Annotated in this window: 27 protein-coding genes; 18 read left to right on the top strand and 9 right to left on the bottom strand. The window is 38.9% G+C overall.

Features of this window, described 5'->3' with window-relative positions:
* Nucleotides 1–24 precede the first annotated feature (24 nt).
* From FA047_RS09225 to atpG, 7 genes are all read left to right on the top strand, one after another.
* On the top strand, nucleotides 25–312 hold the full coding sequence (locus FA047_RS09225; protein WP_225872684.1) for a hypothetical protein: 288 nt from the start codon (nucleotides 25–27) through the stop codon (nucleotides 310–312).
* Nucleotides 313–329: 17 nt separating this feature from the next.
* Nucleotides 330–1,457, top strand: coding sequence for a F0F1 ATP synthase subunit A (atpB, locus tag FA047_RS09220; protein ID WP_136835695.1), 1,128 nt, complete (start codon nucleotides 330–332; stop codon nucleotides 1,455–1,457).
* A gap of 41 nt (nucleotides 1,458–1,498) precedes the next feature.
* Nucleotides 1,499–1,708 carry an ATP synthase F0 subunit C gene (gene atpE / locus FA047_RS09215; protein WP_062551197.1) on the top strand — a complete coding sequence of 70 codons (210 nt, stop codon included), beginning with the start codon at nucleotides 1,499–1,501 and terminating at the stop codon, nucleotides 1,706–1,708.
* A 78-nt stretch (nucleotides 1,709–1,786) separates the two neighbouring features.
* A complete protein-coding gene (locus tag FA047_RS09210) occupies nucleotides 1,787–2,281 on the top strand; it encodes a F0F1 ATP synthase subunit B (RefSeq protein ID WP_136835694.1) in 495 nt (164 codons plus the stop codon).
* 29 nt (nucleotides 2,282–2,310) lie between these two features.
* Nucleotides 2,311–2,859: an ATP synthase F1 subunit delta gene (gene atpH, locus FA047_RS09205; RefSeq protein WP_136835692.1), complete on the top strand. Its 549-nt coding sequence runs from the start codon at nucleotides 2,311–2,313 to the stop codon at nucleotides 2,857–2,859.
* A gap of 62 nt (nucleotides 2,860–2,921) precedes the next feature.
* A complete protein-coding gene (gene atpA, locus FA047_RS09200; protein WP_136835690.1) occupies nucleotides 2,922–4,496 on the top strand; it encodes a F0F1 ATP synthase subunit alpha in 1,575 nt (524 codons plus the stop codon).
* 58 nt (nucleotides 4,497–4,554) lie between these two features.
* A complete protein-coding gene (atpG, locus tag FA047_RS09195; RefSeq protein WP_136835689.1) occupies nucleotides 4,555–5,442 on the top strand; it encodes an ATP synthase F1 subunit gamma in 888 nt (295 codons plus the stop codon).
* Nucleotides 5,443–5,496: 54 nt separating this feature from the next.
* On the opposite strand, the gene FA047_RS09190 is transcribed toward atpG, so the two are convergent.
* On the bottom strand, nucleotides 5,497–7,113 hold the full coding sequence (locus FA047_RS09190) for a DUF4139 domain-containing protein (protein ID WP_136835687.1): 1,617 nt from the start codon (nucleotides 7,111–7,113) through the stop codon (nucleotides 5,497–5,499).
* A 128-nt stretch (nucleotides 7,114–7,241) separates the two neighbouring features.
* On the opposite strand from FA047_RS09190, the gene FA047_RS09185 reads away from it, so the two are divergent.
* Together FA047_RS09185 and FA047_RS09180 are read left to right on the top strand one after the other, a co-directional pair.
* Complete coding sequence (locus FA047_RS09185) at nucleotides 7,242–7,457, top strand: hypothetical protein (RefSeq protein ID WP_136835686.1); 216 nt, start codon at nucleotides 7,242–7,244, stop codon at nucleotides 7,455–7,457.
* 167 nt (nucleotides 7,458–7,624) lie between these two features.
* On the top strand, nucleotides 7,625–8,482 hold the full coding sequence (locus FA047_RS09180; RefSeq protein WP_136835684.1) for a DUF4349 domain-containing protein: 858 nt from the start codon (nucleotides 7,625–7,627) through the stop codon (nucleotides 8,480–8,482).
* 44 nt (nucleotides 8,483–8,526) lie between these two features.
* On the opposite strand, the gene ruvC is transcribed toward FA047_RS09180, so the two are convergent.
* A complete protein-coding gene (gene ruvC / locus FA047_RS09175; protein ID WP_136835682.1) occupies nucleotides 8,527–9,090 on the bottom strand; it encodes a crossover junction endodeoxyribonuclease RuvC in 564 nt (187 codons plus the stop codon).
* Nucleotides 9,091–9,134: 44 nt separating this feature from the next.
* Between ruvC and FA047_RS09170 the strand changes: the two genes are divergently transcribed.
* From FA047_RS09170 to FA047_RS09145, 6 genes are read left to right on the top strand one after another with little or no spacing between them, the layout of a single operon-like run.
* Entirely contained in the window at nucleotides 9,135–10,112 is a 978-nt protein-coding gene (locus tag FA047_RS09170; RefSeq protein ID WP_136835681.1) for a lysylphosphatidylglycerol synthase domain-containing protein, read from the top strand.
* Nucleotides 10,090–11,226: a glycosyltransferase family 2 protein gene (locus tag FA047_RS09165; protein ID WP_136835680.1), complete on the top strand. Its 1,137-nt coding sequence runs from the start codon at nucleotides 10,090–10,092 to the stop codon at nucleotides 11,224–11,226. Before FA047_RS09170 ends, FA047_RS09165 begins: the two co-directional genes overlap by 23 nt.
* A gap of 37 nt (nucleotides 11,227–11,263) precedes the next feature.
* Nucleotides 11,264–11,875 (top strand): ribonuclease HII, encoded by a 612-nt coding sequence (locus FA047_RS09160; RefSeq protein ID WP_136835678.1) that lies wholly within the window; start codon nucleotides 11,264–11,266, stop codon nucleotides 11,873–11,875.
* Nucleotides 11,876–11,893: 18 nt separating this feature from the next.
* Nucleotides 11,894–13,096, top strand: a complete 1,203-nt coding sequence (locus tag FA047_RS09155) for a glycosyltransferase family 4 protein (RefSeq protein ID WP_136835676.1) — start codon at nucleotides 11,894–11,896, stop codon at nucleotides 13,094–13,096.
* Nucleotides 13,097–13,136: 40 nt separating this feature from the next.
* Nucleotides 13,137–14,216 carry a glycine cleavage system aminomethyltransferase GcvT gene (gene gcvT / locus FA047_RS09150; protein ID WP_136835674.1) on the top strand — a complete coding sequence of 360 codons (1,080 nt, stop codon included), beginning with the start codon at nucleotides 13,137–13,139 and terminating at the stop codon, nucleotides 14,214–14,216.
* Between the two features lie 7 nt (nucleotides 14,217–14,223).
* A complete protein-coding gene (locus tag FA047_RS09145; RefSeq protein ID WP_136835672.1) occupies nucleotides 14,224–14,937 on the top strand; it encodes a 2-phosphosulfolactate phosphatase in 714 nt (237 codons plus the stop codon).
* Here FA047_RS09145 and FA047_RS09140 read toward each other — a convergent pair.
* Both FA047_RS09140 and gldB read right to left on the bottom strand, forming a co-directional pair.
* Entirely contained in the window at nucleotides 14,934–15,725 is a 792-nt protein-coding gene (locus FA047_RS09140; protein ID WP_136835671.1) for a patatin-like phospholipase family protein, read from the bottom strand. The two genes, FA047_RS09145 and FA047_RS09140, sit on opposite strands and share 4 nt — an antisense overlap.
* A 4-nt stretch (nucleotides 15,726–15,729) precedes the next feature.
* Nucleotides 15,730–16,770: a gliding motility lipoprotein GldB gene (gldB, locus tag FA047_RS09135; RefSeq protein ID WP_136835669.1), complete on the bottom strand. Its 1,041-nt coding sequence runs from the start codon at nucleotides 16,768–16,770 to the stop codon at nucleotides 15,730–15,732.
* Nucleotides 16,771–16,827: 57 nt separating this feature from the next.
* On the opposite strand from gldB, the gene FA047_RS09130 reads away from it, so the two are divergent.
* Both FA047_RS09130 and FA047_RS09125 read left to right on the top strand, forming a co-directional pair.
* Nucleotides 16,828–17,499, top strand: a complete 672-nt coding sequence (locus FA047_RS09130) for a porin family protein (RefSeq protein ID WP_136835668.1) — start codon at nucleotides 16,828–16,830, stop codon at nucleotides 17,497–17,499.
* A gap of 36 nt (nucleotides 17,500–17,535) precedes the next feature.
* Nucleotides 17,536–19,176, top strand: coding sequence for an NAD+ synthase (locus FA047_RS09125; protein WP_136835667.1), 1,641 nt, complete (start codon nucleotides 17,536–17,538; stop codon nucleotides 19,174–19,176).
* On the opposite strand, the gene lnt is transcribed toward FA047_RS09125, so the two are convergent.
* The 3 genes from lnt to rsmI form a co-directional block, all read right to left on the bottom strand.
* Complete coding sequence (lnt, locus tag FA047_RS09120; RefSeq protein WP_136835665.1) at nucleotides 19,151–20,797, bottom strand: apolipoprotein N-acyltransferase; 1,647 nt, start codon at nucleotides 20,795–20,797, stop codon at nucleotides 19,151–19,153. The genes FA047_RS09125 and lnt overlap by 26 nt on opposite strands.
* An 8-nt stretch (nucleotides 20,798–20,805) precedes the next feature.
* A complete protein-coding gene (locus tag FA047_RS09115) occupies nucleotides 20,806–21,459 on the bottom strand; it encodes a PH domain-containing protein (RefSeq protein WP_136835663.1) in 654 nt (217 codons plus the stop codon).
* Nucleotides 21,460–21,638: 179 nt separating this feature from the next.
* Nucleotides 21,639–22,349 carry a 16S rRNA (cytidine(1402)-2'-O)-methyltransferase gene (gene rsmI / locus FA047_RS09110; protein ID WP_136835662.1) on the bottom strand — a complete coding sequence of 237 codons (711 nt, stop codon included), beginning with the start codon at nucleotides 22,347–22,349 and terminating at the stop codon, nucleotides 21,639–21,641.
* Between the two features lie 131 nt (nucleotides 22,350–22,480).
* On the opposite strand from rsmI, the gene serS reads away from it, so the two are divergent.
* Nucleotides 22,481–23,752 carry a serine--tRNA ligase gene (gene serS, locus FA047_RS09105; RefSeq protein WP_136835660.1) on the top strand — a complete coding sequence of 424 codons (1,272 nt, stop codon included), beginning with the start codon at nucleotides 22,481–22,483 and terminating at the stop codon, nucleotides 23,750–23,752.
* Nucleotides 23,753–23,999: 247 nt separating this feature from the next.
* On the opposite strand, the gene FA047_RS09100 is transcribed toward serS, so the two are convergent.
* Together FA047_RS09100 and FA047_RS09095 are read right to left on the bottom strand one after the other, a co-directional pair.
* Complete coding sequence (locus FA047_RS09100; protein ID WP_136835658.1) at nucleotides 24,000–24,314, bottom strand: hypothetical protein; 315 nt, start codon at nucleotides 24,312–24,314, stop codon at nucleotides 24,000–24,002.
* Nucleotides 24,315–24,439: 125 nt separating this feature from the next.
* The gene (locus tag FA047_RS09095) at nucleotides 24,440–25,147 is read right to left on the bottom strand and encodes an SIMPL domain-containing protein (protein WP_136835657.1); all 708 of its coding nucleotides are present in this window, start codon (nucleotides 25,145–25,147) and stop codon (nucleotides 24,440–24,442) included.
* Nucleotides 25,148–25,175 lie beyond the last annotated feature (28 nt).

The following is a 25,175-nucleotide window of genomic DNA, read 5'->3' as shown; positions in this document are numbered from 1 at the left end:
TTTGCCTTTCCGGGCATAGTTATTTTGGCTAAGAAATTCTGGATAGTTTTTGGTTTTCTGGCAGGTATTACATTTATCGCATATATAGTGGCTGATTTGGGGATAAAACGTAATCCTGAAGTGGGAATTATGGCGATAATGGGGTCAATTGCTTTGAAGATGATTTTTTCAATGGCTTTTGTGCTGATTTACAGCTTAAACAGCAAGGAAAAGGGTATGGTTTTCGTGCTGAATTTTTTTTCTTTATATTTATTGTTCTCCTTCTTTGAAATATACTGTTTGTTACGTAACTTGCGCCACCAAAATAAATAGTAAAAATCTGCGACTAAATGGATTGTAGCCACGTTTTTGAGTTTAAAGTGAAAAGGTTAATTGTTGTTTTTACGCTTTTTTTAGCGTTTTTTTCTAGTTCCCCTGCCGCTTTTGCTCAGGTAGACACGACACACGTAACTGAGCATGCTCACGCTGAACCTGCGAAAAAGAAATTTGATATTGGCAAATTTGCCTTGCATCATATTGCTGACTCGCACAGCTGGCATGTAATAGGTGAGACTTACATCGGTCTTCCTGTTGTATTGTATACAAAAGATGGTTTCGTTACCTTCAATTCAAGTGACTTCAATCACGATGATGAGGGTAGAGTAGTAGTAGAAAGAAAAGGCCAGCGTTTTGTTAAAGTTCATGAAAAGATCCATTACGCTTCTGCGGTTGCAAATGAGCATGGACAGTTTGTTGATTTAGATGAGAAGCATCATGCCTTAAATGCACGTCCTTTGGATCTTTCGATGACTAAGAATGTTTGTACATTGATTATTTCCATGATCATTATTCTGGTTGTATTTCTTAATGTTGCAAATGGATATAAAAAACGCAAAGGTAAATCTCCAAAAGGCTTGCAATCCTGGATGGAGCCTATTATTCTTTTCGTTCGTGATGATATCGCTAAGCCAAATCTTGGGCATAAATATGAGCGTTTTATGCCGTATTTGTTGACTGTGTTTTTCTTCATCTGGTTCAATAACATGTTGGGTTTAATTCCGTTCCTTCCGGGAGGTGCTAACTTAACAGGTAATATTGCTGTAACCATGGTTCTTGCTCTGGCTACGTTTTGTTTGACTGTATTTAACGGAAATAAATATTACTGGAAACACATCTTTATGCCTGATGTGCCATGGTGGATGTATATCGTAATGGTTCCTGTTGAGCTTGTAGGTGTTTTTACAAAACCAATTGCATTGATGATTCGTTTGTTTGCGAACATCACAGCGGGTCACATCCTTGTATTGTCATTAATTTGCTTAGTGTTTGTATTTGATAGCCTTTATATTGCGCCTGTGTCAGTTGCCTTTGCTGTATTCATTGGGGCGATAGAGTTATTGGTTGCATTTATCCAGGCATTTATATTTACGATTTTGTCGGCCCTGTTTATTGGAATGGCAATAGAAGAACACCATTAATAAGAATTATTTTTTAACAACAATTAATATATAAAATCATGATTACAGGAAGTATTGCTGCAATTGGTGCAGGATTAGCTGCGATTGGCGCTGGTCTAGGTATCGGTAGAATTGGTGGTTCCGCTATGGACGGTATCGCTCGTCAGCCGGAAGCAGCCTCTAAAATCCAAACTGCAATGTTGATCGCTGCAGCATTCGTTGAAGCTGTTGCGCTTTTCGCAGTAGTAGTTGCCCTAATGGGTAATGGCTAAAAATTAATTTGTACCAGGTGAATGCCTGGTACATTTTTTTGTTAAAAAAAGAAAAAGAATATTTTAATACATACTTAGATGGACTTATTATTACCTGAATTTGGCTTGGTTATCCTTCAAACGATAGCGTTTTTATTGCTGATGTTTTTACTGGCTAAATTTGCCTGGAAACCAGTATTGGCTGCCATTAAAGAGCGTGAGCAATCAATTGATGAAGCTTTGAATAAAGCTGAACTTGCAAAACAAGAAATGACCCGTTTAACTGCTCAGAATGAGGAGTTAATGAAAGAAGCCCGTGAAGAACGTGACCGCATCCTAAAAGAAGCTAAGACTTTAAAAGATAGTATTGTTCATGAGGCAAAAACTCAGGCTCAAACTGAAGGAGCTAAGTTAATTGAGAAGGCTAAAATTGAAATTGAAAACCAAAAGAAAGCTGCTTTAGCTGAATTGAAGAATCAGGTTTCAACTTTATCTCTTGATATCGCTGAGCGTGTATTACGTACTCAATTGGAAGATAAAGCTAAGCAACAAGACTTAGTAGCGAATCTTTTGAAAGACGTTGAATTAAACTAGTTTTTGTTTAGCCAGATATACCGAATAAAATGTTAGAAAATAAAGCAGCATCAAGATACGCCAAGTCATTAATTGATCTTTCTACAGAGCAAAATGCTTTAGAGGATATTAAAAATGATATGGTTGTTTTAGAGCAGGTGATCGATGGTAGTCCTGAGTTGGAGGCGATCCTTAGAAATCCGATTGTTCCTTTGGACAAAAAAGCAGGGATATTAGAGGGCGTATTTGGAAATAGTGTTCATCAGTTAACTAAAGCTTTTTTAAAGTTATTGGTTAATAAAGGACGCTCGGCACTTTTGTTTGGTATCGCGAAATCCTTTATTACTCAATACAATCAAATTAAAGGAATCGTTACAGCAGAGGTAACTTCGGCTACTGAGCTTACTGAGGCGAACAGGACTGAAATTACAGCGATCGTAAAAAAAGAAATAGGTGCAAATGAAGTGTTGATCAGAGAAAAAGTGAATGCTAATCTGATCGGTGGCTTTATTTTAAAAGTTGGAGATAAGCAATTTGATGCAAGTATCTCAAGCGGACTGAATAAACTAAAAAAAGAATTTGCTCAGGGTATTGTTTAATCCGGGCTTAGAATAATAAAAGATAACATAATACTGATTTACAAAAGAAATAATATAAAATTATGGTAGAGGTAAGACCAGACGAAGTATCGGCAATTATCAGGCAACAATTGGCGGGCTTCAAATCAGAAGCAGAACTTGAAGAAGTTGGTACCGTATTGCAGGTGGGCGATGGTATTGCCCGTGTTTATGGTTTAACTAAAGTTCAATCAGGTGAGCTAGTTGAATTCGAAACAGGCTTACAAGGTATTGTTTTGAACCTTGAAGAGGATAATGTTGGTGTGGTACTTTTGGGCCCATCTGACAAGATCAAAGAAGGTGATACAATTAAACGTACTAAGAAAATCGCTTCTATCAGAGTTGGTGAAGGCATGTTGGGTCGTGTTGTAAACACACTTGGCGAGCCTATCGACGGTAAAGGACCAATTATTGGTGAGACTTATGAAATGCCAATCGAGCGTAAAGCTCCAGGGGTAATTTATCGTCAGCCAGTTACTGAACCTTTGCAAACTGGTATCAAAGCTATTGACGGTATGATTCCAATTGGTCGCGGACAGCGTGAGCTGGTAATCGGTGACCGTCAGATTGGTAAAACTGCAGTTTGTATCGATACCATTATCAACCAAAAAGAATTTTACGAAGCAGGTAACCCTGTGTTCTGTATATATGTTGCTTGCGGACAGAAAGCAAGTACTGTAGCAAACATTGTGCGTACTTTAGAAGAGAACGGTGCAATGCCATATACAGTAGTTGTTGCGGCTTCTGCTGCTGAACCTGCTCCTTTGCAGTTCTATGCTCCATTCTCTGGTGCAGCGATCGGTGAGTTCTTCCGTGATACTGGAAGACCAGCTTTAATTGTTTATGATGACTTGTCTAAACAAGCTGTAGCTTACCGTGAGGTTTCATTGTTGCTACGTCGTCCACCGGGCCGTGAGGCTTACCCTGGAGACGTGTTCTATCTTCACAGTCGTTTGTTAGAGCGTGCTGCAAAGATCAATTCTAATGATGAAATTGCTCAGGCAATGAACGATCTTCCTGAATCATTGAAAGGTATCGTTAAAGGTGGTGGTTCATTAACTGCACTTCCTATCATCGAAACTCAGGCAGGTGACGTTTCAGCGTATATTCCGACTAACGTAATTTCAATTACTGACGGACAGATCTTCCTAGAGAGTAACTTGTTCAACTCTGGTATTCGTCCGGCTATTAACGTGGGTATCTCGGTATCACGTGTAGGTGGTAATGCACAGATCAAGTCGATGAAGAAAGTTGCAGGTACTTTGAAACTGGATCAGGCGCAATATCGTGAATTAGAGGCTTTCTCTAAATTCGGTTCGGATCTTGATGCTGCTACTAAGTCGGTATTGGATAAAGGAGCACGTAACGTTGAGATCTTAAAGCAAGGTCAGTTCTCTCCAATGACTGTTGAGAAACAAGTTGCGATTATCTACATTGGTACTAAAAACTTGATGCGTTCTGTTCCTGTAAATAAAATAAAGGAATTTGAAGCGGAATATTTACAACAGCTTGAGTTGCGTCATCCAGAAACTTTACAGGCTTTAAAAGCAGGTAAATTTGATGATAGCATCACAGGAGTATTGGAAACTGTAGCTAAAGAATTATCAGGTAAATATTAATTAGACAAAAGTAATGGGTATCAATTATAATTGACACCCATTACTCGATACTAACAAAATGGCAAATTTAAAAGAAGTAAGAATTCGTATAGCATCAGTGCAGTCTACTCAGCAGATCACTAAGGCCATGAAAATGGTCTCGGCTGCAAAGTTAAAGCGTGCTACTAATGCAATTGTACAATTACGCCCATATGCTACTAAACTTAAAGAGATCTTAGGAAATCTTTCCGGAAGCCTTGAAGGGTCATCGTCACCTTTTATACAGGAGCGTGAACCAAACAAAGTTTTGATCGTAGTGGTATCTTCTAACCGTGGTTTGGCTGGTGCGTTTAATATGAACGTGATTAAAGCCACCAATAATTTAATTGCCGAAAAGTACAGTGAGCAATACAAAAATGGTAATGTAAGTATTGTTGCTATTGGTAAAAAATCTCAGGATTTTTATGAAAAGCGTAGTTACAAAGTAATTGGTAACAATAATGAAGTATATACTGCGCTTACTTTCGAAAATGTAACTAAGATTACCGATGCAATTATGGCTGGTTTTGAAAAGGGCGAGTTTGATAAAGTAGAATTGGTATACAACAGGTTTAAAAATGCTGCTGTTCAAATTCTAACTACTGAACAATTGCTTCCTTTACCAAAGGCTGAAACAGATCTTAAAGAAGTTAAATCTTCTGCCAACATTGACTATATTCTGGAGCCATCTCAGGAAGAGATTGTGGAGCAGTTAATTCCTAAATCTATTAAGATCCAGTTGTATAAAGCTGTATTGGATTCACACGCTTCTGAGCATGGTGCACGTATGACTTCAATGGATAAGGCAACTGAAAATGCTGGCGATTTGTTAAAGGCATTGAAGCTTTCATACAACCAGGCACGTCAGGCGGCAATTACCACAGAGCTTACGGAAATTGTAAGTGGCGCGGCGGCATTGAACGGATAATCGTCAAATTATAATATTTAAGCCCTCCGGATAATTATCCGGAGGGCTTTTTATTTACTGCAGGTTGAGTATGTTCTTGTCTTTGGGGTACTTCACAGAATAGCTGATTCGAATGGTTTCGGTGGCAGCAGGCTTCAGGTTAAGTTTCCAGCTAAGTACACCTGTCTCCTTATTTACTGTGGCACCACCGGAATTTATAAGTTCGACTTCCATATCCTTATCCGTCGACACCGGATACTGATCCTTCAGCAAAAGATCTATGGCTTCCTTTTTTCCATTACGCACACGAATTTCGTAAGTAAAGATTTGTTTTTTACTGTTCCCAATAAATTTAATACCTGTTTGTTCAGCTATCTTTTCTCTCTTAATGGTAATCTTTTTATCCCTTCCCATACTTAGGTTTAGCGTGTCCGTAGTGGCATTAGGGTTAATGAAAGACTTGCCTACGTAGCTGTTTTCAAAGATGATATTTGCTTCGCCCGGCAGGAGGTTCAATTTGTCATAATTTGTGATCTCGGCCATTAAAAATGCATCACCATCAATTTTAGGAACACTATAGTATTTAAAATTGGCTTGCTGACTAAACTCTTTTAAAATCACGCTGTGGGGTTTACTGTTGGAAGCTATATCATAAGGTATCTCAATGTCGAATGTGGCATTGAGCATATTTTCATTCTGTTGAACCGAAGGGCCACTCATTTTTTTCTTGACTGCGTCTGCTACTTCTTCCTTGAGCTCTGGCGCTGCAAAGGCCATGCTCTGAATCCTGTTCTGGTATAGTAACTTTTGATTTCTATAAGCAGATTCAGGTTCTCCGAACTGGAGGAACCAGGCCGACAGTAGGGGAGCAGTGCCATTTTGCGATGGGTTTCCGGTAGACAGGCTTAGTTTAACCTTTTTCCAATCCAGCCCGGTAGATTGTGTCACATTAGCTTTATATACTATTTTTAGCGGAAAAGTGGTGTTTTCTGCGCGAAGATCGTAAAAGGCAATCCAGGCCGCACTCGGACTAAGGTAGCTGATATTAAGATCAGCATTGGTAGCCGTTGTGGCCATCAGCTGTAAAATGATCTGCCCGGTAGTACCGCTTTTATCCAGGCTTAGCTCCTGCAGCTGACGCTGCATCCTGCCAATCTTGTTTTGTTGTAAAGCTTCGTCTTCTTTAAGACTAAAAATGTTGTTCCTCAATTCCAGTTGCTTGTTCTTATAATAGTCTGCAACTTTAATCAGCTCTGCTACATTTACACCTGTATTTGATCCGCCAATAGCCTGGTTCTTGTCCAGTAAAACAAGCAGGTTTTCCTCTACAATTCTTTTATTCTCCAGCTTATTCAGTTCTTTTTTTACGAATTGCAAACTATCTTCTACTTTGATATAGGCAGGACTTTTATTCTCATTTCTTAAAAAGTCTTTGGAAAAACTGGTTGATAAGATGGTTACATTAGAAGGAACGCTGATTTGGATACTGTTTTCATCAATTAGGTTAGCCATATTGCCCAGGATGATTTCACTGGTGCCCGCCGGCAGACTGACTTTTGCTTTATGATTTAGTTCGGCACCCAGACTGTAAACAGTCACGGATTCAAGCTGGCTGTTAAAAATACGTGGGGATTGTGCGGAGCTGTAATAAGCGCTTAGACTTGTAAAAAATAACAAAAGAATTCTTTTCATAAGATCATGTTTTCATTAAGATGCAATGATTAAACTTAATCCATAAGCTGATATAACTAAATTTTATAGTCACGTTATTCTGCTTTTTAGCTAATTAATATTATTTTTGTGTCATAATTAAAAACAGTATGGAACAGACACCAAAGCACAACACAGAAAGCATGAAAAGGGCTAACGAAGTATCAATTTATAAATTGATGACCGTAGGAATTTTAGTTAGTATTCTGGGTGTATACCTACGTTTTGCTGCTGATTCCGCAATGTTATCTATTGTATCTTGGGTAATTCTTTTGATCGGTTCAATCATCGCTTGCAAAGGGGTATTTAAAATATTGGCTGCTTAATATTTTACGCAGTTTTCTGACGAAGGCCTTATTAGTTTATAAACTAATAAGGCCTTCTTTTTTGTAACATTGCTGTTGTTCCAGGTTTTTATTTTCTTAGAAATGATTTTGGAAGGTTACCTAATCAGGTATTTGGTATTAAGGAAAAACCATCAATAATTAATACTATGAAAAAATATTTAATCTATTGTATATTTACAATAGCGGCTTTCGGCTGCAATAGTGAAAATAAGTTAGAGCGTTCAAGTGCAGATGTCACCGAAGCAAATCTGGAAGCGGCTGATACTACGTTGACTGAAAAGATTATAAAAACTGCTGATATGCGGTTCAGGGTAAAAGATGTACAGCGTACAAAAGAGAAACTAAGTACCGCTATTCGGTCTGAAGGAGGTACTGTAACTGAGTTTTCTATTCAAAGCAATATTCAGAATAGCGAAAAGGTAAGACAATCCGCCGATTCTCTTCTAGAGCTTACAGCTTACAGGACTGAAGGATACATTACTGCAAAAGTCCCTTCAGATAAGTTAGACGAATTCACCAATAAGATTGCAAAACTAGCTGTTTTTATTGATCAGCAGTCCCTTAAACTGGATGATCAGAGTGTTGCATATCTAGCCAATCAGTTAAAGAACCAAAATAGAGTTGAAGCAGTGGCCCAGCTGAACAAACATGCCAATAAAAAGAGCAACAACGTTGAAACCTCCTTGTCGCTGAAAGATGATTATGTAGATAAGAAGATAGAAAACCTGATTATAGATAGTAAAGTTAAATACAGCAATATCACTTTGAATTTTTATCAGGACAATACGGTTAAGAAGATGACTGTTGAGAATGATAATCTTTCTGATTACCGGCCGGGATTTTTTAAACGATTCTGGTTGAGTATACAGACAGGATGGGTTATATTCACTGAGATTATATTGACGCTGACTAATTTATGGGTTTTGTTTGTGCTTGGAATTATCGGCTATTTTGTATTTAAATATTATAAAAGGAAGCTGCGTCCAGTGGCTTTAAAACCTTAGTATCTATCAACTGAATAATCCGTCATAAACAGGGCGGTGACGGATTATTTTAAACGCTTCTGGTTGTCTTTCGCAAATGCCTCCCAGCCCGAGTAGGCTTTTCCTTTGCCTGTAGTGCTGATTTTTTGAAAAGAATGGCAAACAGCAACAGCGAGCCCGTCGGTAGCATCTAAAAATTCCGGTGTTTCTTTAAAGTTCAGGAGTCGCTGTAACATCGCAGCAACCTGTTCTTTACTGGTATTCCCATTGCCTGTGATTGACTGTTTAATTTTCTTGGGTGCATATTCAGTAATCGGAATATTTCTTGAAAGTGCAGCAGCCATAGCGGTGCCTTGCGCTCTACCCAGTTTTAGCATGACCTGGATATTTTTTCCATAAAATGGAGCTTCAAGTGCCATGGTATCTGGCTTGAATTCATCTAAAAGACTTATCGTTTTTTCAAAGATGCGCTGGAGTTTTAAGAAATGATCATCAAGGTGGTCCATTCTCACAATTCCCATAGTAATCAACTCAATTTTACTCCCTTTCTCTAATATCACACCATAACCCATAATCGAGGTGCCGGGATCTATGCCCATGATTATCCGTTCCTTTTTTTCCACCAACATAAGACAATATTAAGCATATTTGCAGAGAGTAAAAGAAAAAAAAGTTGACATCATCCTATAAAAAAATAGTTTCTTATATACTGAAGACGGCCATTGTTTTATTTGCTTTTTGGTTTGTTTACCATAAACTGACTGCAAATGAAAATCTAAAGGATTTTAGAAATCTGCTAAGAGGAATATCCAGGTCAGAAATTACGCTGGTGCTGGGTGTAGTATGTTCATTGATGCTTGTGAACTGGGGTCTTGAGGCATTAAAATGGAAGAGGCTGGTGGAGCAGGTTGAGAAAATATCGGTATGGAAAGCAATTGAATCTGTTTTTTGTGGGTTGACCTGGGCTGTATTTACCCCTAACAGGATTGGCGAGTACGGAGGAAGGGTGTTTTTCCTGTCACCTAAAAGAAGGATTATCGGAGTAGTTGCAATGGCCGTTGGAAACATTGGTCAGATGGTGCTCACAAATATTTTTGGCGCCATTGCGATATGTGTATTTATTTATCGGTTTGTTAGCCTTGATTACATACTGTTTTATGCACTTGTTTTTCTGGCGCTGGTATTTTGTGCATTTTTTATCGTATTTTATTTTAACATCAGGTGGCTAAACGGAATATTGCTTTCCATACGTTTTACCCGCAAATACAAGAAATTTTATGCCATTCTTGCCAGATACCATAAGCGAGAGTTGCTGAATATTTTGCTTTTTTGTTTGGCGAGGTACGTCGTATTTAGCACGCAATATTTCATTTTGTTTTATTGGCTGATTCCTGATATTCATTATTTAGATATTTTAATGATGGTGAGTATCTTGTTTTTTGTTCAATCAACTTTGCCATCTCTTGATCTTTTTGATGTTGGTGTAAGAAGTCTTACGGCATCTTATTTTTTTAGTTTTGTAACCCGTCAGGATGTTGCAGTCATTGCATGCACAGCAAGTATATGGCTGATAAATATTATAATTCCTGCTATATTGGGTTCTTATTTTGTTTTTAAACTTAATTTTTTTGGAAGTATACAGCGTAGTTAGTTATTTATCATCTTTCCTTACCATATTGTATGTGGTAGTTGTCATCGCATTCATCAGGGGTTGGCATAAACTAAGTAATTTTAAACCATCTGGAACTCCAGGTAAGACCAATGTTACAGTTATCGTTGCTGCACGAAATGAGGAGAGTGTTATTGAGAAAACAATAAAAGACCTGATTGCGCAAAACTATAATCGAGATTTAACAGAAATTATCTTTATAGATGACCACTCGACGGACAACACTGCTGAAATTATTGAGAGGTATGAAATAGATGGTGTGAAGCTGATCAAACTAAATGAAGATAAGGCACTCAATTCGTACAAAAAGAAGGCGATACAAACCGCAATTGGTCAATCACAAGGGAAGCTGATCATCACTACTGATGCTGATTGTAGAATGGGTGTAAATTGGTTAAGTACAATAGTGAATTTTTATGAGGAGAAAGGGTATAAAATGATCTCTTCGCCAGTTGCTTATTTCGAGGAGAAGAGTTTCTTTGAACGCGCACAGTCGCTGGAGTTTTTATACCTTATCGGACTTGGAGCTTCTACAATTGGAAATAATAAGCCCTCTACCTGCAATGGAGCGAATCTGGCCTATGAAAAGGAGGCCTTTTATGAAGTAGGGGGATTTAAGGGAATTGACGATCTGGCTTCAGGAGATGACGAACTGCTTTTGCATAAGATGGCTGCGCATTATGAGCAAAGAATAGGGTTTTTAAAACATGCGGATGCCGTGGTCTATACGCATGCGAAACCAACGCTTAGTGCATTTATTCAGCAGCGGAAAAGATGGGCTTCAAAAAGCACGAGGTATAAGAATAAATCGATTATTGTCCTGGGCGTTTGTATATGGCTATTTAACCTAAGCATACTTTTAAATATTGGAATCGGTTTGTTTATTGGGTTTTATTTAAAACTTGCCTTATTTCAGTTACTTACTAAAATTATTGTAGAGTTTTTGTTCCTTTTGGATGTAACAAGTTTTGCGAAGAGGAGAAAATTACTGGTTATGCTGCCGGCACTTAATTTATTACATATTTTATATATCGTATACATCGGAATTGCAGGGAACTCGGGTAAATACAATTGGAAGGATAGAATGGTGAAGTAATGTGCGCTAGAATTATTTTATTTAAATTTGTACTGCTATGCTGTTAAACTGCTATCAAAATGAATTATTGGAGGCTGGCTGTGATGAAGCTGGAAGAGGTTGCCTTGCGGGCCCAGTATTTGCTGCCGCTGTAATTCTCCCTTCGGATTTCGTTCCAGGCGAATTGACCGATTCAAAAAAACTCACGCATTTGCAGAGGACAAAATTGAGGTTGATCATCGAAAAAGAGGCTATAGCCTGGGCTGTGGCGGCTGTGGATAATATTGAAATTGATCAGATCAATATTCTGAATGCTTCTTTTTTAGCCATGCACCGGGCTGTTGAGCAGTTGAAGATCACACCTCAGTATTTGAGTATTGATGGTAACCGATTTAAGACGTATCCAAATATACCACATAGTTGTATTGTTAAAGGTGATGGGAAATATTTAAATATCGCGGCAGCATCAATTCTTGCTAAGACACATCGTGATGAATATATGGAGCGTATCTCCGCCGATTATCCTCATTATCAGTGGCATCAAAATAAAGGTTATCCTACGGTGGTCCATAGAATTGCTGCTTTGGAATATGGATTATCGCCATTTCACCGTAAAACTTTCAGTGTTACCCAACCTCAATTAGAGCTGTTTTCCGAAAACGAAGGATAATTAGTATTTTCACATGATTTGAAAATATTAATTCTTACAAATAGAGTCCCTTTCCCCCCGAATAGCGGGTATCCTATAGTAGTTTACAATACTATAAAGGGATTGTTGCGGCTTGATGTGGAAATAACTTTGTTTAGCATTAACACCAACAAACATAGGGTAGATGTAGACGATATTTATGATCCTGTTTTTGATGGTATTAAATTTCATTCTTTCAGTCTGGATACAGAAGTAAATGTTTGGGGGGCTTTTTTTAATATCTTTTCAAATCAATCATACAATGTTTCCCGTTATTTTGATGATGAAGCGGCCAGATTGCTGGAAGAGATTTTAAGGGAAACAGAGTTTGATGTCATTCAGTTTGAAGGCTTATTTGTGGTTCCTTATTTGGATATTGTTAAGGCAAATAGTAAGGCAAAAATAATATACAGAGCTCATAATATTGAGTTTGAAGTATGGGAACGGATTGCTATGACAGAGAGTTTTACGCCAAGAAGAAGATATCTTCAGTTTCTGGCCCGACGCTTAAAAGTCTATGAAACGGAACAGATCAACCGTTTTCATCATATTTTTGCCATCAGTGAGCAGGACAGGCAAAGCATCCTGCGTTTCGGCTGTCAGGCGGCTATTGAAGTCTTTCCTGTTGCCCTGGACTTTGAGAAATACGTTACTGATCCAAATAAGACAAGCTTTCCGACGCTGTTCCACCTTGGGGCTATGGACTGGCGACCTAATAAGGAAGGACTGGAGTGGTTCCTCGATGAAATATGGCCCGATATTGAAAAATTGAGCAGTGAACTGCGTTTCTATATTGCAGGTAAAAATATGCAGCGGCAGTTTTTTGAGTATGATTCTGAGAACCTCGTTGTAGAAGGTGAAGTTTTTGATGCCGTAGAATTTATCAATTCCAAAGCAATTATGATTGTACCATTACTTTCAGGAAGTGGTATGCGGGTAAAGATCATAGAAGGAATGGCCATGAGAAAATGCATTATTGCTACGAGCATGGCTGCTGAGGGGATCAAATGTGCACATGGTAAGGATATTCTGATTGCGAATACTGCGGACGAATTTTATCGTTCCATATTACAATGCATCACAAATCCGAATAAGTGGAGAGAAATTGGTGAAAATGCCAGAAAAACAGTGGAAAGAGATCACGATATCTCGACTATTTCTAAAAGAATGCTGAATATCTATCAAAAATTAGTAAGTGCCTAAATTTTACGTACTTTTGCCCACGTTTTTATAGATATATATTATGAAGAATACCGCGTTAACAGACAAACACATCTCTTTAGGTGCCAAAATGGTGCCGTTTGCAGGATATAATATGCCAGTTCAATATGAAGGAATCAATGCTGAACATGCAGTAGTAAGAACAGCTGTAGGTGTTTTTGATGTGAGTCATATGGGTGAGTTTATCCTAAAAGGAGAGCATGCGCTTGATCTGATTCAACGCGTGACCAGTAATGATGCTTCAAAACTTTACGATGGTAAGGTTCAGTATTCATGTCTGCCTAACGAAGATGGTGGTATTGTTGATGACTTACTGGTTTATCGTTTAGACGAAAAAACCTATATGCTGGTTGTGAATGCTTCGAATATAGAAAAGGACTGGAACTGGATACAGAAGTACAATGATAAAGGAGTAGAGATGCACAATATCTCTGACAAAACTTCATTGTTGGCTATTCAAGGACCTAAAGCTGCAGAAGCTTTACAGAGCCTAACCGAAGTAGACCTGGCTTCTATGGAATACTATAACTTCGTAAAAGGCACATTTGCCGGTATTGAAAATGTAATCATTTCGGCAACCGGTTATACAGGAGCTGGTGGGTTTGAAATTTATTTTGACAATGAGCATGCAGATCAGATCTGGAATGCAATTTTTGAAGCTGGAGCGCCTTTTAATATTAAGCCAATAGGTTTAGGTGCGCGTGATACGTTACGTCTGGAAATGGGCTTCTGTTTATATGGTAATGATATCGATGACACGACTTCTCCAATTGAAGCTGGGTTAGGATGGATTACCAAATTCACGAAGAAATTTACCAATTCTGAGGCTTTATTAGCACAAAAAGAAGCCGGAATAAAAAGTAAACTTGTTGGCTTTGAAATGATCGACAGGGGTATCCCTCGTCATGATTATGAAATCGTTGATGCAGAGGGGAGTGTAATTGGTAAAGTGACTTCCGGAACTCAATCTCCATCATTGCAAAAAGCGATTGGTATGGGCTATGTAGCCAAAGGAATGGATAAAGAAGGTACAGAGATCTATATCAATATCCGTAATACCAGGATCAAGGCTAAAATTGTAAAGTTTCCTTTCTATAAATAAGTATTAATTGAGAAGTATAGACGTTTGCCTAACCCCTGCACTACTAAACCTCTACGATATAGAAGATAGCATTGTAGTTGTTATTGATATACTCAGAGCAACTTCATCTATTGTCTATGGCATAGACAATGGCGCTACCGCAATTATACCTGTAGCGCAGGTAGAAGATTGTCTTAGTTATGCAGGTAATGGATATTTGCTGGCAGCAGAAAGAAATGGAGAAGTTGTAGAAGGTTACGACTTTGGCAACTCACCATTCTCCTATACAACAGAAAAGGTTGGAGGAAAGACGATTGTACTGACTACAACCAATGGTACTAAAGCCCTTCAAATGGCAAGAGAAAGAGCACATCAGGTAGTGATGGGCTCTTTTTTAAATTTAGGAGCTTTATGTGATTGGTTAAGAGCTCAGGATAAAAACGTGTTATTGCTTTGCGCGGGCTGGAAGGATAAATTCAATCTGGAGGACACCTTATTTGCAGGAGCTGTAGTGGCAGAACTACGCAAGGACTTTACACACATTGATGATTCATCGGTAGCTGCGGAGGATCTATATGAGTGTGCTAAAGGCGATTTAAGAAAGTACTTGCATAAGTCTTCACATAGCCACCGGCTTGCACAGCTCAATATTGAAGAAGATGTGAAGTTCTGCTTACAATTAAACATTTGCCAGGCCATTCCGGTGCTCGTTGGTGATGCGCTTGTTGCTTTAAAAGACTAGTCTATTTTTTTTCCATTTTCGCTGATCAGGGTTTTTAAAAGCTCATTATTTTTAATGGCCTTAAGCGTTTCCTCATAAGCCAGCCAGTAGATGGTTTCTGCTTTTTTTGTATCGAAAGTATTGATCTCACCCATGCCTTTTGGCTCAATCAATACGTTGCAGAATGCTGCTTTCTGCTCCATGTCGTTATTGATAGACATTACACCTGCCCGCGACATAAGACTGGTGATTCCGGTAATTTTGTCTACCGCTCTTAGATGGTTGCAAGAGGATCCAATAATGAAATCGCAGTTATTGAGTAGCGGTTCTATCGGGAAGTTGTTTAAAACACCACCATCTACATACATTTGACTGTCTATCATTATTGGTTTAAAGATGCCGGGGATACAGCTTGACGCCTGTATGGTCTTAATCAATGGGCCCTTATTGAAGTATACGATTTTTCCTTCGCTGAAGTTGGTCGCTGCAATTGTTAATGGGATTTTTAGACTTTCAATCTTATCATCGGGAAAATATTCTTTAAACAGATTAACGGTATTTTCCAGGTTCATGAGTCCCAGAGAACCTACTGCCGGTCTGATAAACTTTAATAATCGGATTTTAAGAAAAATATTGAGGGCTTCTTCCGGGTCTACGCCGGCCGCAAACAGGGCGCCTGCTATTGATCCTGCACTGGTCCCTGTGATGTGACTAAATTTGATTCCTGCATTACTGAATGCTTTTAAAACACCTAAATGTGCAATACCTCTGATTCCTCCTCCTGATAATACTATTCCAACTTTGGTCATGCGCCTATTTTTTAGGTTTATACTTTGAAGCATTTAATATTTTTTGTGCGTCGGTTTCCATCATGAGTTGCTGAAGGCTAATCTCCTGATTATTCTTCATGTACTTCTTCACAATTTGCCAACCCATCCATACACCCAATTTTGGTGCCGATTCATTTTTCTCACCCAGACCCGGGGTAAATGGCCCTTCGCTTAAGAATACCTGCATTTTCTGATAGTCGGTCTCAAAGAGCAGGTTATTCTCCAGATAATAGGCCCATATATCTGCCTCAAATCCTTTGCACCATTCTATTTGTGATTTGGTATATCCGATCTTCACAGAATCAGGAACTTCATCTGCGAGTACCTGATCCATGAAATACAGAATCTTACCATTATGGATCATCTTAGCGAGTAATGTCCGATCCTCATCGTGCTCTTTAAAAAGCTCTTCACGGGCGTAGGTTTCCGTGACTCTCGGCACGATATATTCCGGAGCGAATCGTCTGGATAAATAAGCGGGTACACTTTGTACTATAGCTTTATAGAATTTGCTGTCCTTGCCGAGAAACATGTCCAGACCAATGCCCATATAGTTGTCTCCTATGGGTGTCTGAACCGCAAATCCGGAGATAAACGAAATGAATTGAGGTGCCTGAACTTTTGGGTAATAATATTTAATGTATTTGAAAGCCTGTGTAAGCTCATTGTTTATTGGCGTGATGTCTTTAAAAACACTATCGGATTCCTTGCTTAAATCAGTATAGGCCTGGTCGTTGTAAAGTGTACTCAAAATTTCCCTGCTTGAATATTCGCCATTGCCGACCATCCGATTGGTGAAGTCATTGTAAAACCAGCCGTATTTCTTCTTCAGAAATTCATCCGTCTCTGCTATCTCTTTTGATTTACCGGCATATAAATCCTGATCGAAACGACTAATCTTTACATCTAAATGTATTGCGCTAACGTCGGGTTTATTACTTTGCCTGCAGGACAGCAATGAAAAAAAAGCAAGTACAAAAAGAAAAAATAGATAGCTTTGGCGGAAATTTACGTTGTACTTCATTGTAAACAAATATATAACTAAGTTTTTTCAAGCATCATACTATAAAAAAATATTCATATGAAAAGAACACTAATCGGACTGCTACTAATATTTATAACAGGTAATCTCTTTGCGCAGGAATCTGTGCTTTCTCAATACGGTTTCAGGTTAGGTTTGACCGCGCACCCCACAATCGGTTGGGTGAAACCTCAAATCGGGAAAAGCAATGGTGTATCTTTGGGGTTTGCGTATGGTTTGCTGGGTGATTTTAATTTTGCTGAAAACTATAGTTTTGCTACAGGTCTTACTATAAATACAATTAATGGAAAAACCACAGAAGTGAGAACATCACCTACGTTAGGCATGGGTACACCCAGCCAGTTTGCTTATGAGCTTAAATATCAATTGCAATACATAGAAGTGCCCCTTACCGTGAAGCTTAAAACCACAAAGATTGGTGATGTTCGCTGGTATGGGCAGTTTGGTCTATCAAATGACTTTAAAATAGGGGCAAAACAAGATGCTGACACCGAAGGTAAAATGGAATACAGAGATAAGGATGTTTCTAAATCTATAAAATTCTACAGGGCCGGACTGATCATAGGTGCTGGCGGAGAATTTGATATATCTGGTAATACCAGTTTATTTGGGGGATTAACATATAATAATGGCTTTACCGATATCACCGACGATAAGGATAACAATGTACGCAACCATTATGTCGGTGTTAATTTTGGCGTTTTCTTTTAATTGAATATATAAAGCTTTAATAACCTCTTTTGAAATATGAAAATTGCACTGGCCCAGCTCAATTACCATATAGGTAACTTTGAATACAACACGAAAAAAATAACCGACAACATTTTAAAGGCTAAAGCTGAAGGTGCAGATCTTGTTGTTTTTGCAGAGCTGGCAGTGTGTGGATATCCGCCACGAGATTTTCTTGAATTTGAAGAGTTTATCGATTTGTGTGAAAAGTCTGCACAAGAAATTGCAGTGCATTGTAAAGGAATAGCGTGTATTATCGGGTTGCCTGTAAGGAATGAGGTGCTGGCAGGTAAGGATTTGTACAATGCTGCTTACTTTATTGAAGAAGGTAGTGTAAAGTCTGTCGTAAAAAAGGCATTGCTTCCTACTTATGACGTCTTTGATGAGTACCGCTATTTTGAACCAGCCAATCAGTTTAAATGCATCACCTTTATGGGGCGTAAAATTGCGCTGACCATTTGTGAGGATCTGTGGAATATCAATAACAATCCATTGTATGTGTCCAATCCTATGGACGAGCTGATCAAGCAGAGCCCTGATATCATGATAAATATCGCAGCTTCTCCGTTTTCATATTGCCATGATGACGAAAGGGTTATTGTATTGGCCGATAATGCTAAAAAATATAACCTGCCTTTGTTGTATGTAAACCAGGTCGGCGCACAAACTGAGATTATCTTTGATGGAGGTTCACTTGCATTTGATAAGTATGGAAATTTGTTAGATGAAATGGCTTATTTCAAGGAAGAGCTTAAGATTTATGAGATAGAAGGTGATACCGTAATTGGCTACGGCAATAAATCCCATCAGGCATTACCTGATATAGAGCAAATTTATCAGGCACTTGTTTTAGGGATTAGGGATTACTTTGAAAAATCAGGCTTTAAAAAGGCTGTACTTGGTCTTTCAGGTGGGATCGATTCCGCAGTGGTATGTGCGTTGGCCTGCCGTGCCTTAGGCCCTGAGAATGTAATGGCAGTATTGATGCCGTCAAAGTATTCTTCAGATCATTCTATTAAAGATGCCCTTGATCTGGTAGAAAGTTTTGGCTGCAAACATGAGATCATTGCCATAAAGGAGGCTGCTGATGCCTTTGACAGCATGATGGCTCCTGCTTTTAATGGCCAGCCGTTTAACCTGACTGAAGAAAATATTCAGGCCAGGTGCCGTGGAATAGTTGTAATGGCCATGTCTAATAAATTTGGTTATATATTATTGAATACATCTAATAAAAGTGAGTGTGCAGTAGGGTATGGTACATTGTATGGCGACATGTGCGGTGCTATTGGTGTTATTGGAGATGTTTACAAAACCCAGGTTTACCAATTGGCACATTACATCAATAAAGATGGTATTGTGATTCCTGAAAACTCCATAGTAAAACCACCCTCTGCCGAGTTAAGGCCGGGACAGAAGGATTCTGATTCACTACCAGACTACGACACGCTGGATAAAATTTTGTATCAATACATAGAGTTAAAGCAAAGCTCTTCCGCTATTATTGCACAGGGATATGATCAAGCATTGGTTAGGCGGATCATTAAAATGGTAAATACCGCCGAATTTAAACGTTACCAGACACCGCCGATATTAAGGGTATCCCCTAAAGCATTCGGTATGGGCAGAAGGATGCCTATTGTTGGAAAGTACCTTTCTTAGGATTAATTTTGCTAGTCCATTTTTTATAAGCGATAAACAGCGCTAACAGCACACCGGTCATACAAAACAGATATGCTATCAGATCCCCATTTTTTACATAAAATGTCAGTTCATCATTCAAATTGATGTCTGCTTTTATTGCTGTGCGTTCCCACCATTTGGTTTTTTTTATTACATCCCCTTTCTGATTGATGAAACAGGATATTCCGGTATTAGCGGATCTTACTACATAACGGCGTGTTTCTATAGCCCTTAACTTTGCGTATAACAGGTGCTGGTCTTTTCCTGAGGTATTGCCCCACCAGCCGTCATTGGTGACTACTGCGATGAACTGAGCGCCATCCTTGACAGCCCTGCCGACCCAGTCGCCCCAGATAGATTCATAACAGATTACAGGTGCTACTCCAATTCCACTATAAGCATAGAATACCTGGGGTGAATCTTGAGAACCATAACCACCCACAGTGCCTCCAAATCCTTCAAAAACAGGTGCTAAAATAGATAATGCAGCAGGGAAAGGCATTTTCTCTACACCGGGAACGAGTTTAGACTTATGGTAAAACTGAACATTGGCAGAGTTTTCAATTTGAATAGCAGCATTAAAACCGTCTATGTATGTGCTGTTGTCGTACTTGCTCGACGAAAGTGTCTCTTTGCTATTATAAAATTTTTTGCTTTCTATTCCAGAGATCAGACTTCCATTCTTATACTTTGCTAAAAAGCGCTGTGCCATCAAGAAATCAGAATTGCTTCGGATATTATCTTCATCAGCTTCGTTCGGAATGGCGGTTTCCGGCCAGATAAAATATTCGGTATTTGGCTGGGCAATAGAATCCGAAAGGTGTGTAAGAATATTCAGCTGCTCTGCTGTTGAAAGGCCGCCAAATTTTTTGTAAGGATCAATATTAGGCTGTACTGAAACAACATTTACCGGGACTTCTTTCTCTTTGTACCCTGCATATTTTACCAGTGAAATTGCCGTCGGTACAATGATCCATAGAATCCAGAAGAATGCGGGTCTGAATTTTAAGAATCCTTTAGGAGAGGTTTTAAAGGTTTTGTATGCTTCAAATGCAAGGATATTACTTACCAGCATCCACACAGACCCGCCGTACACTCCGGTGTATTCATACCATTGAGCAAGTTGGTGCATGCCTGAGAATCCATTCCCTAAAGTCATCCAGGGAAACGACAGATCCCATGTCTGGTGCAGGTACTCCATCGATATGTAGAAGGAAATGAGGCCAAGATAGGCGACATATTTATTTGTTATGAGCCGGAGTCTGTAGTATAGCCAGAATGAAAAGGTCATCAATAGCGCGCCCAAGCCAAAGGGTATCAGTGACACGAAAAACGATACAACGGCGCCATTTACCGCGTTTATTGCATTGTACACCCAGTATATGGAAGCAGTATTCCATAGTAAAAAGGTTAAGCCAGCTGTCAGGAATATCTTTTTTCCTGTTTTCTCTGTGCTCCTAAGAATGATTTGTTCACAGGCGATTAACAAAGGTAAAAGGCCAATAAACAACAGGGGAGTAGTGTATGGAATTGGAGGCCAGGCCAGCCACATTAAAAATGCACTGGATATGGCCAGCAGGTAAGTTTGTTTTGAGTTCATCAAGCCGGCTATAAACTGTCTAGGATATCTGCCTTTTTTGCCTCATACTCATCCTGGGTGATGAGGTGCTTGTCATACAAGCTCTTTAGTTTTCTAAGCTTCAATGTAGTCTCATCTTCAGGTTCTTCAACAGGCACGGGAGGGGTAAATGAGGCGGCAGGCGGCATAAAAGCCTGAGGTTCTTCTATCGGTTCAGGAGTTGCAACGGTGTTTACCGTAACTGGAGAAGTAGTAGAACGTCTGTCTTCCAGATCAGCCTGTCTTTGTTGTTCTTTAAAGTTTTCCAGTTGTTCATAAGCCGCCTGATATAGTTTACGGGCCTGCACTTTTGGAATGTACTCAGTGATTATATTTTCACCATGAAGAGGTACACAAATGAATTTAGAACCAAATATTTCTTCTTTAAAGGATACCTCTTTGATGCTTTTCCAGGAGATATCTTTAAAATTCATGGTAATGCCAAAATTTCCAGGCTCGCAATAGAATAGACGTTTGTTACTTACAGCGATACAGTCAGGCAGCAAGTTTACAGCTGGTTTTTTTTGCACCGCCATGTAGATCAACTCTTCATTGGCTGTAAGCATATCATTTAGTTTTCCTAAAACTTTCTCAACTGCTTTAGGGTCTTGTTCATCACTTAAAAATCTATCAATTAATATCATGTCGTGTCTTTATAATGTTGTATTATTATTTGTTATTTATCATCTCGTCATCTCGATACTGAACCAAGTTCAGCACAGGCTATAGGAGAGATCTCTTGAAATATCCTTAGCCAACAGGTCTCTCTTTAGCATCTACAAGAGATCCCTCGGGTCCTCGGGATGACGTCTATGGTAAAATATCATTGTTCGTCTTTATATTTGTTTTTCTTCTTTACCTGTTCCTCTGCTCCGGCAATACAAATTACAAATTCTCCTTTTAATATATTGTTTTCAAAATGTGATTTTATTTCTATTAGTGTACCCCTTACTGTTTCCTCGTAAAGCTTTGTAAGCTCCCTGCTTACAGACGCCTGCCTGCTCTCTCCCATATATTGTATAAACTCTTCGAGGGTTTTCAGTAAACGATGAGGGCTTTCATATAAAATAATTGTCCTTTCTTCTTCAGCCAGCTTCTTCATCTTGGTCTGCCGGCCCTTTTTTACAGGTAAAAAGCCTTCAAATACGAAAGCATCGGAAGGAAGTCCTGAATTTACGAGAGCGGGAACAAAAGCAGTAGCGCCGGGAAGACACTCTACATGCAGTTCATTTTTGATGGTTTCCCTTACCAGGAAAAAACCAGGATCTGATATTGCTGGCGTACCGGCATCAGAAATCAGGGCTACATTTTTGCCCTCTTTTAAAAACCTGATGATTTCTGAGGTTGCCTGATGTTCATTGTGCTGATGATGAGAGTAGGCTTTTTTATCAATGCCAAAATGCTTCAGCATAGGCGCACTTGTTCTGGTATCTTCCGCCAGAATGATATCGGCTTCTTTTAAAATCCTGATCGCCCTGAAGGTCATGTCTTCAAGATTTCCAATCGGTGTAGGTACTAGATATAGTTTACCCATTTGTATTTACGGTTTACGATTTTTGATTTACGATTGATATGCAAAGACTCAGATTTATAGATTGAAAATCGTAATTCACCACTCTAAAATCGTCAATCAAAAAATCTTATCTTTGTGCAAAAAATAAAATAATGCTGCAAGTTAACTATATCCGCGAAAATAGAGAGAAAGTTTTAGAAGGACTAAGTGTACGTCATTTCAAACAGCCCGAACTGGTTGATGAAATTATTAATATTGATGAAGAGCGCAGACAATTTCAAACTTCGTTGGATAATCTTTCAGCCGTTGCTAATGCTGCTGCAAAGCAGATTGGTGAATTGATGCGTAATGGTAAAAAAGAAGAGGCAGAGGTGTTGAAAGCCGAAACCACTGCCAATAAAGAACAGCATAAGGTGTTATCAGATCAGCTTGCAAATGCCGAACTAAAATTGCACAATCTTATTGTACAATTGCCAAACTTGCCACACCATCTGGTGAAGGCAGGTAGTACAGCCGAAGAGAATGAAGTAGTATACGAGCATGGTAAACCAGCAGAACTGCCCTCTAATGCGCAGCCCCACTGGGAACTGACCTCAAAATATGACATCATCGATTTTGAACTGGGTACAAAAATAGCAGGTGCCGGATTCCCTGTTTATAAAGGAAAAGGCGCACGCCTGCAAAGGGCTTTGATCAACTTCTTTTTAGACCACGCAACTGCTATTGGCTATAGGGAAATGCAGGTTCCTCACCTGGTAAATGAAGCCTCAGGGTTTGGTACCGGGCAATTGCCTGATAAGGAAGGACAGATGTATCATGTTGGTGTAGACAATTTGTACCTCATCCCAACTGCAGAGGTACCCGTAACTAATCTGTATCGTGATGTGATCCTGAAAGAAGAAGAGCTTCCGGTAAAAAATACAGGATATACACCTTGTTTCCGCAGAGAAGCAGGTTCATATGGCGCTCATGTTCGTGGGTTAAACAGACTGCATCAGTTTGATAAAGTAGAAATTGTACAGATTGTACACCCGGATAAATCTTATGAAGCACTGGAAGATATGAGTGCCTATGTTCAATCTTTATTACAGAAATTAGGCCTGCATTATCGTGTTTTGAGATTGTGTGGTGGCGATATGGGTTTTACTTCGGCCATGACTTACGACATGGAAGTATGGAGTGCTGCACAACAGCGTTGGCTTGAAGTATCTTCTGTATCTAATTTTGAAACTTACCAGAGTAACAGACTTAAGTTGAGATTTAAGGGAGCCACTGGTAAAACGCAGCTTGCGCATACCTTAAATGGAAGCGCATTAGCTTTGCCGCGTATTGTTGCTGCAATTCTGGAAAACAATCAAACTGAAAAGGGGATTAAAATTCCTGAAGCCTTAGTGAAATATACAGGGTTCGAATATATTGATTAATCTTATCTGGTTAAAAAACACGAATGCTTCAGATCGGTTTATGACACCTTAGACTGTTGTCAGACTTTGCTCAGAGTCTTGTCAGAGTCTCGTTATACCCCAGGGTCAAACAAGTGACTGTTGAGTGCCAGAATATAAGCAAAGCTGAAGTTAACCAGTACAAAACTAAACTACTAAAGAAAACGAGGCTTCCAATTGGAAGCCTCGTTTTCTTTAGGTAGATATTAATAAGTAATAGGGGGCAATATTATAAGATCAGGATCAGCAATAAGATGATGATGATAATCGCTCCAACAGAAAGGTAAACACCACCACCCATTGCACGGGCTTCTTGTTTTAACTCTCTTAATTCTTTACGTAACGCTTTTTTCTCAACTCTTGATAATTCTGATTTATCCATCGCCTTAATTTCCTCTACACGGTCAGTGATTCTCTTCAACTGAATTTTCTGCTCGGCAGTCATCTCAGTTTTAACCTTGTCCTTCTTTTCAGCAGCCGTAACTGTGTTTGCGCTAATTGCCAGTGTGAAAACCAGCACTAATGAGTAAATTATTCTTTTCATACGATTTGAATTTTGTTGATATAGGAATAAATAACAAAAAACCTACCAAAAATCAATTGGTAGGTTTTTTAATTAAAATGCTATTGTTTTTTTAGAGACTGTATACAGTTCAGGTCAGAATTTTATTATCTGATCTCAAAAACTACATTCATTACGTAATTCAATTTGATCTTTTTAAAATCGATCTCTGGTGCAGAAGCGCCAGCCATGTCGGCACTTTCAGCTTTCATCATCATGACGTTCGCGCGGTACATTGGCTGAGGATATGCTTCATTATTGATCTCCTGAATATCTATTGCACTTCCTAGTTTATCACCTAATGCCTCTACAAGATAGCTTGCTTTGGCTTTAGCAGCTTGTAATGCTTTAATTTTAAGCTCCTTTTTTAGCGTTTCGATCTTAGAATAATCGTAGCTCTCTATATTGGTGTAAGCAATGCCTTTCGCATCTACTTCAGCAATGATTGCATTCCATTTGTTCAGGTCAGAAACCTTCAAACGATATTGCTTACTTGCCAGGAAATCAGGATTTTTCTTTTTCTCAGTAGCCCATGAGTAGCTCGACAGGTTATTGATGGTTAAGTTTTCTTTATCCAATCCGGCTTTTTGAATGGCATTGTACAATTGGGTTTCCAATGTAGTGATGTCCACCTTTTTCTTGTTGTTGTTGTCTTTAAAATATTCTTTTAAAGAGATGCTGATGTAGATGATATCCGGAGTGATTTCGGTCTCTGCAGAACCGCTGACACTGATCTTCTTTCTTAAATCTACTTGTTGGGCCAATGCACTTATACTTAATAATGTAGCGAAGGCAAGAGTTAATAACTTTTTCATAATGTAATGTTTTTCATTTGTGTATTTG

This window comes from Pedobacter frigoris (assembly GCF_005116445.1).
Lineage (GTDB): Bacteria > Bacteroidota > Bacteroidia > Sphingobacteriales > Sphingobacteriaceae > Pedobacter > Pedobacter frigoris.
The sequence above is the reverse complement of the archived record's forward strand: the minus strand, read 5'-3'. Positions and strand labels throughout refer to the sequence as shown.